Genomic DNA, 14172 nt, shown 5'->3' with positions numbered 1-14172 from the left:
ATGGATGCTAAGCCGATATAAACTTTAGTCAATACAGCTGTATTGCTGTGTGTTTATTTGGTTTTTTATACTGGATGCTGCAGTTGTTGTTGAATCCATTGTATATTTTCAGGTGTAAATAATTTTTTAATATTGAACCAAATCGGATGAAAACCGTATCCCCCATTTTGCATTTCATTAAGCGCATCTTCAATTGACCAATGCTCAAAAATAATTCGATACATGGCAATACTTGCTCCTGTACGATCAGAACCATGATAACAATGAATTAACACATTTTTTTGCTGTTGTTTTGCCGTTTGAATGACTTGCATGATTTGAAGTAGATCTTGTTTTGAAATCGCCCAAGTATGAATGGGGATATGGACTAATTCGACGGATGTATTTTTAAATGCTTGTTGATCCTTCTTATCTGAACTTCTTAGATTAATCACGGTATTAATTTGATAATATTGCAGTAATGGAATCAAATTTTGAGCAGGTTGTTCACTGCGAAATAAAAAAGGACTAATTTGATAAAAGTTATGTTGCGAGGAAATCAAAGTGGCCCAATGTGCTGGCCGTTCTGTGGCTATATCGGTAGCTGCATATAAGGAAGAGTTAAGATTGATGTAGCTGATAATACTTAATAAAGTAATATAAAATAATTTTATCATGCTCGCTATCCTGTACTGTTGGTGAAGGGGATGCATTCAGTGTGATTATTCGATAAGTAAATCGTGTTTACATGTATAAAGAATTGATATCTTATAGTATATTTCATGTTCTACTCATGCTGTTTTATTGGAGATGATGACCTAAATAACGCGTGATATCTTGGTATGATTTATTGATTAAACCCATATTTTGATGAGTTTTTTAGATCAGCTTAAAAATTCCAATAGAAAAACAAATGACCAAATCCAAACTATTTCTATAACATCTGTTTAAAATTTGATACATTATTTGCCCTGATGTTTTATGTTTACACAGAAGGTCAATAGTTTTTTTGATGTGTTTGGTGCAAAACACTTGTAGTTCACATTTCTGACACCATAATAATGATTGATAAAAAACTTATTTAATTGACAAGCAAGATTTAGAGAGTCTATTCATGTTGGCAAGTCTGATCGGAGGAATCTTCGGTACTAAAAATGAGCGCGAACTCAAACGTATGCGTAAAATCGTTGAAAAGATTAATGCGCTCGAGCCGACGATATCTGCCTTAAGCGATGCAGACTTATCTGCGAAAACCGAAGAATTTAAACAACGTTATAAGAATGGTGAAAGTCTAGACAAATTAATGCCAGAGGCATTTGCTGTTTGTCGTGAAGCAGCAAAGCGTATTATGGGTATGCGCCATTATGATGTGCAGCTTATTGGTGGTATTACACTTCATGAAGGTAAAATTGCTGAAATGCGTACCGGTGAAGGTAAAACATTAATGGGAACCCTTGCCTGTTATTTGAATGCAATAAGTGGTCAAGGCGTTCATGTGATTACCGTGAATGATTACTTGGCACAACGTGATGCTGAACTCAATCGACCATTATTTGAGTTTTTAGGATTAAGCATTGGAATTATCTATTCGATGCAAGATCCAATGGAAAAATCTTTGGCTTATCAGGCTGATATTACCTATGGAACCAATAACGAGTTTGGTTTCGATTATCTGCGTGACAACATGGTATTTTCTCTGGCAGAGAAAAAACAACGTGGTCTGATTTATGCCATTATTGATGAAGTTGACTCGATTTTAATTGATGAAGCACGAACACCATTAATTATTTCTGGACAAAGCGAAGACTCTTCGCAACTCTATGCTGCAATTAACTCTATTCCACCAAAGCTTCATCCACAAAAAGAAGAAAAAGTTGTAGATGGTGGCCATTTCTGGATCGATGAAAAACAACGTTCTGTGGAAATGACGGAAATTGGTTATGAAACAGTTGAATCTGAGTTAATTAGTATGGGCTTGCTTGCAGAAGGAGAGAGTTTGTATTCTGCAGCAAATTTAAATTTAGTTCATCATGTCAGTGCAGCGATTCGAGCACATTTTCTGTATCAACGTAATGTCCATTATATTATTCATGATGGTGAAGTGATTATTGTTGATGAAAATACTGGTCGTACCATGCCAGGCCGTCGTTGGTCTGAAGGCTTACATCAAGCGGTAGAAGCAAAAGAAGGTCTGCAAATTCAGCCAGAAAACCAAACGCTGGCCACTACAACATTCCAAAATTACTTCCGTCTATATAAAAAACTTTCTGGTATGACAGGGACCGCAGATACCGAAGCTGCAGAAATGAAAGAAATTTATGGTTTGGATGTGGTACTCATTCCAACCCATCGTCCTATGATTCGTGATGACCAAAATGATTTAATTTACTTAAATCGTAATGGTAAATATACCGCGATTATCCAAGAAATTAAACGGATCCAAGAAGCAGGTGTAGCACCTATCTTGATTGGTACGGCAACGATTGAAGCTTCTGAAATTCTGTCTGATCATTTGCGTAATGCAGGCATTCAACATGAAGTACTGAATGCCAAACAGCATGAACGCGAAGCAGATATTATTGCACAGGCCGGTGCACCTAAAGCTGTGACAATTGCCACCAATATGGCAGGTCGTGGTACAGATATTCTATTGGGTGGTAACTGGAAAGCATTACTGGCAAAAATTGAGCAACCAACAGCAGAGGATGAGCAGCGGCTTAAAGATGAATGGCAACATAATCATGATGCAGTTTTAGCATCAGGTGGTTTACATATCATTGGTTCAGAACGACATGAATCTCGTCGAATCGATAATCAGTTACGTGGTCGTGCAGGTCGTCAAGGTGATCCTGGTGTATCGCGTTTCTACTTGTCACTTGAAGATGATTTAATGCGTATCTTTGCTGGTGATCGAATTGTAGCCATGATGCGTGCTATGGGTTTGAAAGAAGATGAAGCTATTGAACATAAAATGGTTTCTCGTTCGATTGAAAATGCACAGCGAAAAGTAGAAGCACGTAACTTTGATATCCGGAAAAACTTATTAAAGTATGACGATGTCAATAATGAACAGCGTAAAATTATTTATTCGCAACGCGATGATGTTTTGGCTGAAGAAAGCTTACAAGATTATATTGAAGAAATGCATCGAGAAGTTGCAAAAGGTTTAATTGCAAATTATGTACCACCTGAGTCGATACATGATCAATGGGATATTGCGGGTCTAGAAGTTGCATTACGTGAAGATCTTGCTGTTGATCTACCTGTGAGCCAATGGCTTGAAGAAGATCGTCGTTTAGATGAAGAGGCATTGGTTGAACGTATTGCGGATGAAATCGTACAGCGTTACCGTGAGCGCCGTAGTAATATGGGAGATGAGTCTGCAGCGATGCTTGAGCGTCATTTTATGCTCAATTCGTTGGATCGTCACTGGAAAGACCATTTGGCCGCTATGGACTACTTACGTCAAGGAATTCACTTACGTGGTTATGCACAAAAGAATCCAGAGCAAGAGTATAAAAAAGAAGCTTTTAACCTGTTTGTAAATATGTTAGGTGCAATTAAGGCAGATGTGGTGAGTGATTTATCACGTGTGCATATTCCAACACCAGAAGAGTTAGCACGCTTAGAGGCACAGCAACAAGCTCAGGCAGAAGCGATGCAGTTAAATTTATCTCATCATGATGGTGATGAAAATTTAGTCGATGGTGAGTGGGTTGAGCAGCAAGGTACACTTAATGATCAACAGGCAATTATACCACCAACGAGTCGTAATGCAGCCTGCCCTTGTGGATCTGGTTTAAAATACAAACAATGTCATGGTAAAATTTAAGCGATTCTAGGTTGGGGTGAGCTTCAATCTAATGTGATGATAAACAGAGGCAGGGCATTGGTTCTGTCTTTGTTGTCTTTAGTGCATAAGTTTTGTGTTTGATTTTTTTTAAAAAAAGCAAATCAATTGCCATTTCATGATATTTAGATCTAAATGAAAATGAATATAGGTATCCAATGAAAAAATTAATGACAGCTTTAATGCTAACAACAGTAACAATTTCTGGTATGACGATGGCAAAGTCAATTGTGCCAGTGGAAAAAATACAAGATGTCATTACACCTGTGACCACACAAGTACAAAGTATTAATGGTCAATCTACCGTGGTGAGTCCACGCACAGGTATTCAATATACTATTCCAAATGAACAACAGCGTCCGGTTGTTTTACAAACGCAAGCGATTGCTGCAGCAAATGCGGTTAATGCACAGCGTATTGTGGCAAAAAACCCTGCGTTATCCCCAGAAAGTCAGCAAATAGCAACTCAAGCATTGATTGATTTATCTAAATAATTGAAAGTATCAATGCAAGATTAGAGACTTGATGAATACTTATACTTAAGTATAAACCAGCCACTTGTGCTGGTTTTTTATCAGCTAAAATGAAATTTATCGTATATTGTTCACTGCTTTAGCTCGATTTTTGCTGTAATTTCATCTAAGCTAGTTTTTTCTAATCAGTTAAATTGGATAATTTAAAATGGCAGTTGGTGACGTGTCTATGCCACACATGTATGTGGTGAAAGGTGTAAGAATTGGTACAGCTGAAGCCTATGTGCGATATCAGAACCGTCGTGACCTTGTTATTTTTGAATTTTCAAAGGGAACGCGTGTTGCTGGTGTTTTTACTCAAAATGCATTTTGTGCTGCACCAGTACATGTGTCTAAAGCACATTTGGCTACGATTAACCCGCGCTACTTGGTGATTAATACCGGAAATGCTAATGCTGGTACAGGTAAAACAGGTTTAAAAAATGCAGAAATAACCTGTGCACAGTTGGCTGAACGAGCAGGCGTAATGGCTGAAGAGGTTTTACCATTTTCTACTGGCGTTATTGGTGAGCAATTGCCGATTGAACGATTAGTCAATGGTTTACAGCCAGCATTGGATACATTAAATGAAAATGCTTGGTTAGATGCTGCAACGGGTATTATGACTACGGATACAGCACCTAAAGGGGCATCAGAACAGTTTATTCTCGATGGCATTACCTATAGCATGACGGGGATCTCTAAAGGGGCAGGGATGATTCGCCCTAATATGGCGACGATGTTAGGTTATGTCGCAACGGATGTCCCGATTAGCCAAACATTGGTACAGACATTATTAAAAGAAGCGGTAAATGTATCATTTAACCGAATTACTGTAGATGGTGATACCTCGACCAATGATTCATGTATCTTTGCTGCAACGGGTCAGGCAGGTGGTACTGAGATTAGTTCGGTAGATGATGCACGTTATACAGTCGTATTAGAGGTGTTAAAACGTATTATGACGCGTTTGGCACATTTAATTATTCGTGATGGTGAAGGTGCAACTAAATTTATTACTGTGGCGGTAGAAGGTGGAGCAAATACACAAGAATGTTGTGATATTGCTTACAGCATTGCCCATTCACCTTTGGTTAAAACGGCAATTTTTGCTTCGGATCCAAACTGGGGCCGTATTTTGGCTGCCATTGGTTATGCGGGTGTACAGAATTTAGACGTTGAAAAAATTCAAGTTTGGTTGGATGATGTACAAATCTGTAAAGATGGTGGTGCTGCTGAAGATTATACTGAGGCCGAGGGTGCACGTGTGATGTCACAGTCAGAAATGACTATTCGTGTGGATTTGGGGCGTGGTCAATCAAAAGATACGGTTTATACCTGTGATTTGTCTTATGATTATGTCAAGATTAACGCAGATTATCGATCTTAATCCTAAGTGTTTAAAAGCCTCCTTTGTGAGGCTTTTTTATCACGATATTATTTATTGACCAGTGTGGTGGTTTGGCTGGTTATTCAAAAAGCTTGTGAATCAAGTAAAAGGACAGAGAAGACGCAATGATGAATGATGCGACTAACTTAATTGCTAATGATGCAAAATCTATTGTACAGGCGCATTTAGACCGCATAGGTGAGCCAAAAGCCTACTCGTTAAGCGATGCTGAAAAAAAGGGAAAATTTGAAAAAATTCATCAAGAATTAAAAAAGCGTAATGCTGTATTAGTTGCACATTATTATTGTGATCCTGAGATTCAGGAATTGGCTGAATATACCGGTGGTTGTGTTTCTGATTCTTTAGAAATGGCAAGATTTGGTCGAGATCATACAGCAACAACACTACTGGTTGCTGGTGTAAAATTTATGGGTGAAACGGCAAAAATCCTATCACCAGAAAAAACCATTTTAATGCCAACTTTAGAAGCAACCTGTTCTTTGGATTTAGGTTGTCCAGAACATGAGTTTGCCCAGTTCTGTGATCAGCATCCTGACCATACCGTTGTGGTCTATGCCAATACCTCAGCGGCAGTCAAAGCCCGTGCAGACTGGGTGGTAACTTCGAGCTGTGCGGTTGAAATTATTGAACATCTAGATAGTCTTGGTGAAAAAATTATTTGGGCACCAGACCAGCATCTCGGTCGTTATATTGAAAAGAAAACAGGGGCTAAAATGTTGCTCTGGGATGGTGCTTGTATTGTACATGAAGAATTTCGTGCACGTGGTATTGAGCAGATGAAAGCTTTATATCCAGATGCAGCAGTATTGGTTCATCCAGAATCACCAGAATCTGTGGTGGATGTTGCAGATGCAGTTGGCAGTACATCACAGTTGATTCAAGCAGCGAAGACATTACCTCATCAACGCCTAATTGTGGCAACAGATCGTGGTATTTTCTACAAAATGCAACAAGCAGTTCCTGATAAAATTTTAATTGAAGCACCGACAGCAGGTGAAGGTGCAACATGTCGATCTTGTGCACATTGTCCATGGATGGCGATGAATGAATTGGATGGTATACTTGAGGTATTACAAAAAGGCCATCAAGAGATACAGGTCGAGAGATCTTTGGCTGAGCGTGCTAAAATGCCTTTAGATCGAATGTTAGCTTTTAGTGCTTCATTAAAACGCTAAAATTGATTAAAAAATACCTAAAGTGTTGGATAAATAAGCATTTGAGATATTTTTTTGATTTTTTTTAAATATAGGTGTTGACGTCTTGATGCGTCACGCCTAGAATGCACACCGTACCGAACGACATGTTCGATACAAAAAGCTGAGATGAATCGGAGCATAGCACAGCCTGGTAGTGCACCTGGTTTGGGACCAGGGGGTCGTAGGTTCGAATCCTACTGCTCCGACCAATTCTTCAAGGCAAACAGCTTGATATTTTATATCAACAGTCATGCGCCTGTAGCTCAGTTGGATAGAGCATCCGCCTTCTAAGCGGATGGTCACAGGTTCGAATCCTGTCAGGCGCGCCATTGGCTCGTTTGATATGTAGAATCTAAAGTGTTGTAACGGTGGATGTAGCTCAGTTGGTAGAGCCCCGGATTGTGATTCCGGTTGTCGTGGGTTCGAGCCCCATCATTCACCCCAATTCGGAGCATAGCACAGCCTGGTAGTGCACCTGGTTTGGGACCAGGGGGTCGTAGGTTCGAATCCTACTGCTCCGACCAATTAAAAAGATCCGCTTAAATGCGGTTTTTTTATGCCTAAAATTATCATCAAACAATTTTTATTTATATATGACTATATGATCGCTCGATCGAAGATCATGGTTTTCCGTTTTCCGTTTTCCGTTTTCCGTTTTCCGTTTTCCGTTTTCCGTTTTCCGTTTTCCGTTTTCCGTTTTCCGTTTTCCGTTTTCCGTTTTCCGTTTTCCGTTTTCCGTTTTCCGTTTTCCGTTTTCCGTTTTCCGTTTTCCGTTTGTAACTTATTTTAATCATAGAGTATTGCTATAGGATAGGTAAATATATTGCGGCAGTAAGATCATAGGGATGGCTCTGTGGTATTGGTATAAAATATCAAACAGAACATTGCTGCTACTGTTTAATGTTTAAATATTTTCTTTTATGTGGTGATGCTAAGGCTTTAAAAAAAGATTGATATCTAGATTTGTATGGTCTTGATAAGCGAGTTGGTCTTTGTTGTGTGTGGATGTCGTAACTATCTTGATAAACAATAATATTGATATTTAGTGGGTTTGTATTGATTTCTTTTAAAGTAAAGATGATGTGAAAATTACTTTATTTATATAAAAAGTAATTTTTTGATTGATTAAACTTAAAATGCAGATGAATGTGCAGTGTGCTTGATAAAAAGATAAGCAACGGAGTTAAAATAAATTAAAATTTGTTGGTGATAAAAAACAATAAGTTATGGTTTTTGTGGCGTGAAAAGTAAGCAAGTGAAATATTTCTTTAATAAAAGGGCTTGTGTTCGATGTGAAATACTGTAGAATGCACATCCATCGGCGGTGATGTTAAATAAAACTTCTGATAAATCAATAAGTTGCTTAAGTGTTAAGATTCTGATTAGGGTTTTGAGTTTAAGGTTAAACTTAGATTTGTTAGAAAATAAATTAACAAAACCAGTTGACTTTTCTACCGAAGAGCGTAATATAGCCGACCTAGCTTGCTGGTGACGAACCAACAAGAAGATCATTAAGAAATTATGAAGAACAACTTGTGTGGATTTTTACTGATTGATTGATCGAAATATTATCATTGATTGATTGGTTTAAATTACTCGAAGTTTATTTGAGAGAATTTGTCAGAAAATTGATGAGCCAGATTTAGTAGCTTAGATTAAAGCTACAAAATGATTTTAACTGAAGAGTTTGATCATGGCTCAGATTGAACGCTGGCGGCAGGCTTAACACATGCAAGTCGAGCGGGGAAAGGTAGCTTGCTACTGGACCTAGCGGCGGACGGGTGAGTAATACTTAGGAATCTGCCTATTAGTGGGGGACAACATTCCGAAAGGGATGCTAATACCGCATACGTCCTACGGGAGAAAGCAGGGGATCACTTGTGACCTTGCGCTAATAGATGAGCCTAAGTCAGATTAGCTAGTTGGTGGGGTAAAGGCCTACCAAGGCGACGATCTGTAGCGGGTCTGAGAGGATGATCCGCCACACTGGGACTGAGACACGGCCCAGACTCCTACGGGAGGCAGCAGTGGGGAATATTGGACAATGGGGGAACCCTGATCCAGCCATGCCGCGTGTGTGAAGAAGGCCTTTTGGTTGTAAAGCACTTTAAGCGAGGAGGAGGGTACCTTGGTTAATACCCAAGAGTACTGGACGTTACTCGCAGAATAAGCACCGGCTAACTCTGTGCCAGCAGCCGCGGTAATACAGAGGGTGCGAGCGTTAATCGGATTTACTGGGCGTAAAGCGTGCGTAGGCGGCTTTTTAAGTCGGATGTGAAATCCCCGAGCTTAACTTGGGAATTGCATTCGATACTGGGAAGCTAGAGTATGGGAGAGGATGGTAGAATTCCAGGTGTAGCGGTGAAATGCGTAGAGATCTGGAGGAATACCGATGGCGAAGGCAGCCATCTGGCCTAATACTGACGCTGAGGTACGAAAGCATGGGGAGCAAACAGGATTAGATACCCTGGTAGTCCATGCCGTAAACGATGTCTACTAGCCGTTGGGGCCTTTGAGGCTTTAGTGGCGCAGCTAACGCGATAAGTAGACCGCCTGGGGAGTACGGTCGCAAGACTAAAACTCAAATGAATTGACGGGGGCCCGCACAAGCGGTGGAGCATGTGGTTTAATTCGATGCAACGCGAAGAACCTTACCTGGTCTTGACATAGTAAGAACTTTCCAGAGATGGATTGGTGCCTTCGGGAACTTACATACAGGTGCTGCATGGCTGTCGTCAGCTCGTGTCGTGAGATGTTGGGTTAAGTCCCGCAACGAGCGCAACCCTTTTCCTTATTTGCCAGCACTTCGGGTGGGAACTTTAAGGATACTGCCAGTGACAAACTGGAGGAAGGCGGGGACGACGTCAAGTCATCATGGCCCTTACGACCAGGGCTACACACGTGCTACAATGGTCGGTACAAAGGGTTGCTACCTCGCGAGAGGATGCTAATCTCAAAAAGCCGATCGTAGTCCGGATTGGAGTCTGCAACTCGACTCCATGAAGTCGGAATCGCTAGTAATCGCGGATCAGAATGCCGCGGTGAATACGTTCCCGGGCCTTGTACACACCGCCCGTCACACCATGGGAGTTTGTTGCACCAGAAGTAGGTAGTCTAACCGTAAGGAGGACGCTTACCACGGTGTGGCCGATGACTGGGGTGAAGTCGTAACAAGGTAGCCGTAGGGGAACCTGCGGCTGGATCACCTCCTTAACGAAAGATTGACGATTGGTAAGAATCCACAACAAGTTGTTCTTCATGCAATATATCTTAAAGATAAAACAGAGTAATTGATTTGTCTTTGTGAGCAGATACTACGCATAAGCGAAGCTTATTTGTCTTGCAAAAAAAAGCAGTGCTTTGATTTTTCTCAGGGTCTGTAGCTCAGTTGGTTAGAGCACACGCTTGATAAGCGTGGGGTCACAAGTTCAAGTCTTGTCAGACCCACCATGAACAAGACTTAAAGTGCTACTTTAAGGCGAAGTGCAAGACAAACGAACGAAAGTGAGTGCGTAGTGTATGGGTTCAAGGATTCTGAGTGAAAAGAAACAAGATATATTGAGATCTTAAGCTGGGGACTTAGCTTAGTTGGTAGAGCGCCTGCTTTGCACGCAGGAGGTCAGGAGTTCGACTCTCCTAGTCTCCACCACTTATCCTACGGATAAGTTATAAGCAAATAACCGGATAGCTTATAGAGCTTAGTGATAAAGCATTGTAAAATGCATTGTTATTAATCTCTGTGATTTATCACAGTTTACTACGTGCTGACGAGGCAGTAGTTAATCATTAACAGAATATATTTGAGTTGAAATAATTTGTTCATACTCGTTTCAAGTAAGTAATTACAAGAAATGAGTTACTAGCGATTAAACTGAATCAAGCGTTTTGGTATATGAATCTAATTGAAGCTGTATAGTGATTAAGTTCACAAAGCTCTAAACTGTAATGTTGGTTGTTCTACTTGTAGGAACAAACGACTGTTTGGGGTTGTATAGTCAAGTAATTAAGTGCATGTGGTGGATGCCTTGGCAGTCAGAGGCGATGAAAGACGTAATAGCCTGCGATAAGCTCCGGGGAGGCGGCAAATATCCTGTGATCCGGAGATTTCTGAATGGGGAAACCCACTTACCATAAGGTAGGTATTGCAACATGAATACATAGTGTTGCAAGGCAAACGAGGGGAAGTGAAACATCTCAGTACCCTTAGGAAAAGAAATCAATTGAGATTCCCTCAGTAGCGGCGAGCGAACGGGGAACAGCCCATTAAGTTATGTGTGTTTTAGTGGAATGCTCTGGGAAGTGCAACCGTAGTGGGTGATAGTCCTGTACACGAAAGGGCACACATAATGATGACGAGTAGGGCGAGGCACGTGAAACCTTGTCTGAATATGGGGGGACCATCCTCCAAGGCTAAATACTCCTGACTGACCGATAGTGAACCAGTACCGTGAGGGAAAGGCGAAAAGAACCCCTGTGAGGGGAGTGAAATAGATCCTGAAACCGCATGCATACAAGCAGTGGGAGCCGACTTGTTCGGTGACTGCGTACCTTTTGTATAATGGGTCAGCGACTTACATTCAGTAGCAAGGTTAACCGTATAGGGGAGCCGTAGGGAAACCGAGTCTTAATAGGGCGTTTAGTTGCTGGGTGTAGACCCGAAACCAGGTGATCTATCCATGAGCAGGTTGAAGGTTGGGTAACACTAACTGGAGGACCGAACCCACTGTCGTTGAAAAGCCAGGGGATGACTTGTGGATAGGGGTGAAAGGCTAATCAAACTTGGTGATAGCTGGTTCTCCCCGAAAGCTATTTAGGTAGCGCCTCGGACGAATACCATTGGGGGTAGAGCACTGTTTCGGCTAGGGGGTCATCCCGACTTACCAAACCGATGCAAACTCCGAATACCAATGAGTACTATCCGGGAGACAGACTGCGGGTGCTAACGTCCGTAGTCAAGAGGAAAACAATCCAGACCGCCAGCTAAGGCCCCAAAATTATAGTTAAGTGGGAAACGATGTGGGAAGGCATAGACAGCTAGGAGGTTGGCTTAGAAGCAGCCACCCTTTAAAGAAAGCGTAATAGCTCACTAGTCGAGTCGGCCTGCGCGGAAGATGTAACGGGGCTAAAACTATATGCCGAAGCTGCGGATGTATACTTTGTATACGTGGTAGGGGAGCGTTCTGTAAGCCGATGAAGGTGGATTGAGAAGTCTGCTGGAGGTATCAGAAGTGCGAATGCTGACGTGAGTAACGACAAAACGGGTGAAAAACCCGTTCGCTGAAAGACCAAGGGTTCCAGTCCAACGTTAATCGGGGCTGGGTGAGTCGACCCCTAAGGCGAGGCCGAGAGGCGTAGTCGATGGGAAATTGGTTAATATTCCAATACTTCTGTGTAATGCGATGAGAGGACGGAGAAAGTTAAGTCAGCCTGGCGTTGGTTGTCCAGGTGAAAGGATGTAGGCATGTATCTTAGGCAAATCCGGGGTACTCTATGCTGAGATCTGATAGCAAGCGAGTTTACTCGCAAAGTGGCTGATACTATGCTTCCAGGAAAAGTCTCTAAGCTTCAGTTACACAGGAATCGTACCCGAAACCGACACAGGTGGTCAGGTCGAGTAGACCAAAGCGCTTGAGAGAACTCTGCTGAAGGAACTAGGCAAAATGGTACCGTAACTTCGGGAGAAGGTACGCTGCTGTCGGTGATGGAACTTGCTTCCTGAGCTGATGGCAGCCACAGAAACCAGGCCCCTGCAACTGTTTATTAAAAACATAGCACTCTGCAAACACGAAAGTGGACGTATAGGGTGTGATGCCTGCCCGGTGCTGGAAGGTTAATTGATGGGGTTAGCGTAAGCGAAGCTCTTGATCGAAGCCCCAGTAAACGGCGGCCGTAACTATAACGGTCCTAAGGTAGCGAAATTCCTTGTCGGGTAAGTTCCGACCTGCACGAATGGCATAATGATGGGGGCGCTGTCTCCAGCAGAGGCTCAGTGAAATCGAAATCGCCGTGAAGATGCGGTGTACCCGCGGCTAGACGGAAAGACCCCGTGAACCTTTACTGCAGCTTGACATTGAACTTTGATCTTACTTGTGTAGGATAGGTGGGAGGCTTTGAAACCGAGACGCTAGTTTCGGTGGAGCCAATCTTGAAATACCACCCTGGTAATATTGAGGTTCTAACTCTGTCCCGTAATCCGGGACGAGGACCATGTCTGGTGGGTAGTTTGACTGGGGCGGTCTCCTCCTAAAGAGTAACGGAGGAGTACGAAGGTGCGCTCAGCGTGGTCGGAAATCACGCGTAGAGTATAAAGGCAAAAGCGCGCTTAACTGCGAGACCCACAAGTCGAGCAGGTACGAAAGTAGGTCTTAGTGATCCGGTGGTTCTGTATGGAAGGGCCATCGCTCAACGGATAAAAGGTACTCTGGGGATAACAGGCTGATACCGCCCAAGAGTTCATATCGACGGCGGTGTTTGGCACCTCGATGTCGGCTCATCTCATCCTGGGGCTGAAGCAGGTCCCAAGGGTATGGCTGTTCGCCATTTAAAGAGGTACGCGAGCTGGGTTTAGAACGTCGTGAGACAGTTCGGTCCCTATCTACCGTGGGCGCTGGAAATTTGAGAGGATCTGCTCCTAGTACGAGAGGACCAGAGTGGACGAACCTCTGGTGTACCGGTTGTGACGCCAGTCGCATCGCCGGGTAGCTATGTTCGGAAGGGATAACCGCTGAAAGCATCTAAGCGGGAAGCCTACCTCAAGATAAGATTTCCCTTGGACTTTATGTCCTCTAAAGAGCCGTTGAAGACTACGACGTTGATAGGTTGGATGTGGAAGCATGGTGACATGTGAAGCTGACCAATACTAATTGCTCGTGAGGCTTGACTATACAACACCCAAACAGTTGTATACAAAGCATCAATCGATTCATAAAACATCATCTAACGATGAAAATACTTGATTTAGTATCGCTGATCGAACATCATATCCAACTCAGATATAATCTCTGTTAATAACTCATTTGGTAGAAAACTTAGCAATAGGTAAGTCTAAGCAAGTATCCATAAACAGTTGTGCTGGCGACAATAGCAAGAGTGAACCACCTGATCCCTTCCCGAACTCAGAAGTGAAACCTCTTCGCGCTGATGGTAGTGTGGCGTTAGCCATGTGAGAGTAAGTCATCGCCAGCTCATTATTCGAAAATCCCTCAAGCAGTCGCTTGGGGGATT

The 14172-nt window shown here is 42.3% G+C and carries 5 protein-coding genes, 6 tRNA genes and 3 rRNA genes; 13 read left to right on the top strand and 1 reads right to left on the bottom strand.

Features of this window, described 5'->3' with window-relative positions:
• Positions 1-65 precede the first annotated feature (65 nt).
• Positions 66-656 (bottom strand): dual specificity protein phosphatase family protein, encoded by a 591-nt coding sequence (locus QSG86_RS02300; protein ID WP_317030024.1) that lies wholly within the window; start codon positions 654-656, stop codon positions 66-68.
• Between the two features lie 437 nt (positions 657-1093).
• Between QSG86_RS02300 and secA the strand changes: the two genes are divergently transcribed.
• The 13 genes from secA to rrf all read left to right on the top strand — a co-directional run bounded on the left by secA (position 1094) and on the right by rrf (position 14133).
• On the top strand, positions 1094-3811 hold the full coding sequence (gene secA / locus QSG86_RS02295; protein ID WP_317030023.1) for a preprotein translocase subunit SecA: 2718 nt from the start codon (positions 1094-1096) through the stop codon (positions 3809-3811).
• Between the two features lie 227 nt (positions 3812-4038).
• Entirely contained in the window at positions 4039-4323 is a 285-nt protein-coding gene (locus QSG86_RS02290; RefSeq protein ID WP_410487507.1) for a hypothetical protein, read from the top strand.
• Between the two features lie 187 nt (positions 4324-4510).
• Positions 4511-5731, top strand: a complete 1221-nt coding sequence (gene argJ / locus QSG86_RS02285; protein ID WP_317030021.1) for a bifunctional glutamate N-acetyltransferase/amino-acid acetyltransferase ArgJ — start codon at positions 4511-4513, stop codon at positions 5729-5731.
• Between the two features lie 128 nt (positions 5732-5859).
• Positions 5860-6927 (top strand): quinolinate synthase NadA, encoded by a 1068-nt coding sequence (nadA, locus tag QSG86_RS02280; RefSeq protein WP_317032639.1) that lies wholly within the window; start codon positions 5860-5862, stop codon positions 6925-6927.
• Between the two features lie 153 nt (positions 6928-7080).
• Positions 7081-7157, top strand: a tRNA-Pro gene (locus QSG86_RS02275).
• Positions 7158-7200: 43 nt separating this feature from the next.
• Positions 7201-7277, top strand: a tRNA-Arg gene (locus tag QSG86_RS02270).
• Positions 7278-7316: 39 nt separating this feature from the next.
• Positions 7317-7392 (top strand) — tRNA-His (locus QSG86_RS02265).
• A gap of 3 nt (positions 7393-7395) precedes the next feature.
• Positions 7396-7472, top strand: a tRNA-Pro gene (locus QSG86_RS02260).
• Positions 7473-8623: 1151 nt separating this feature from the next.
• Positions 8624-10161: ribosomal RNA gene (locus QSG86_RS02255) — 16S ribosomal RNA — on the top strand.
• 160 nt (positions 10162-10321) lie between these two features.
• Positions 10322-10398: transfer RNA gene (locus QSG86_RS02250), tRNA-Ile, on the top strand.
• Between the two features lie 123 nt (positions 10399-10521).
• Positions 10522-10597: transfer RNA gene (locus QSG86_RS02245), tRNA-Ala, on the top strand.
• A 344-nt stretch (positions 10598-10941) separates the two neighbouring features.
• Positions 10942-13832: ribosomal RNA gene (locus QSG86_RS02240) — 23S ribosomal RNA — on the top strand.
• Between the two features lie 186 nt (positions 13833-14018).
• Positions 14019-14133: ribosomal RNA gene (gene rrf / locus QSG86_RS02235) — 5S ribosomal RNA — on the top strand.
• Together the 16S, 23S and 5S rRNA genes with 2 tRNA genes alongside form the textbook arrangement of a ribosomal RNA operon.
• Positions 14134-14172 lie beyond the last annotated feature (39 nt).

Source organism: Acinetobacter sp. SAAs474 (assembly GCF_032823475.1).
Taxonomy (GTDB): Bacteria; Pseudomonadota; Gammaproteobacteria; order Pseudomonadales; family Moraxellaceae; genus Acinetobacter.
Note: the sequence above shows the minus strand (reverse complement) of the source record. Positions and strands in the feature narration are given on the sequence as shown.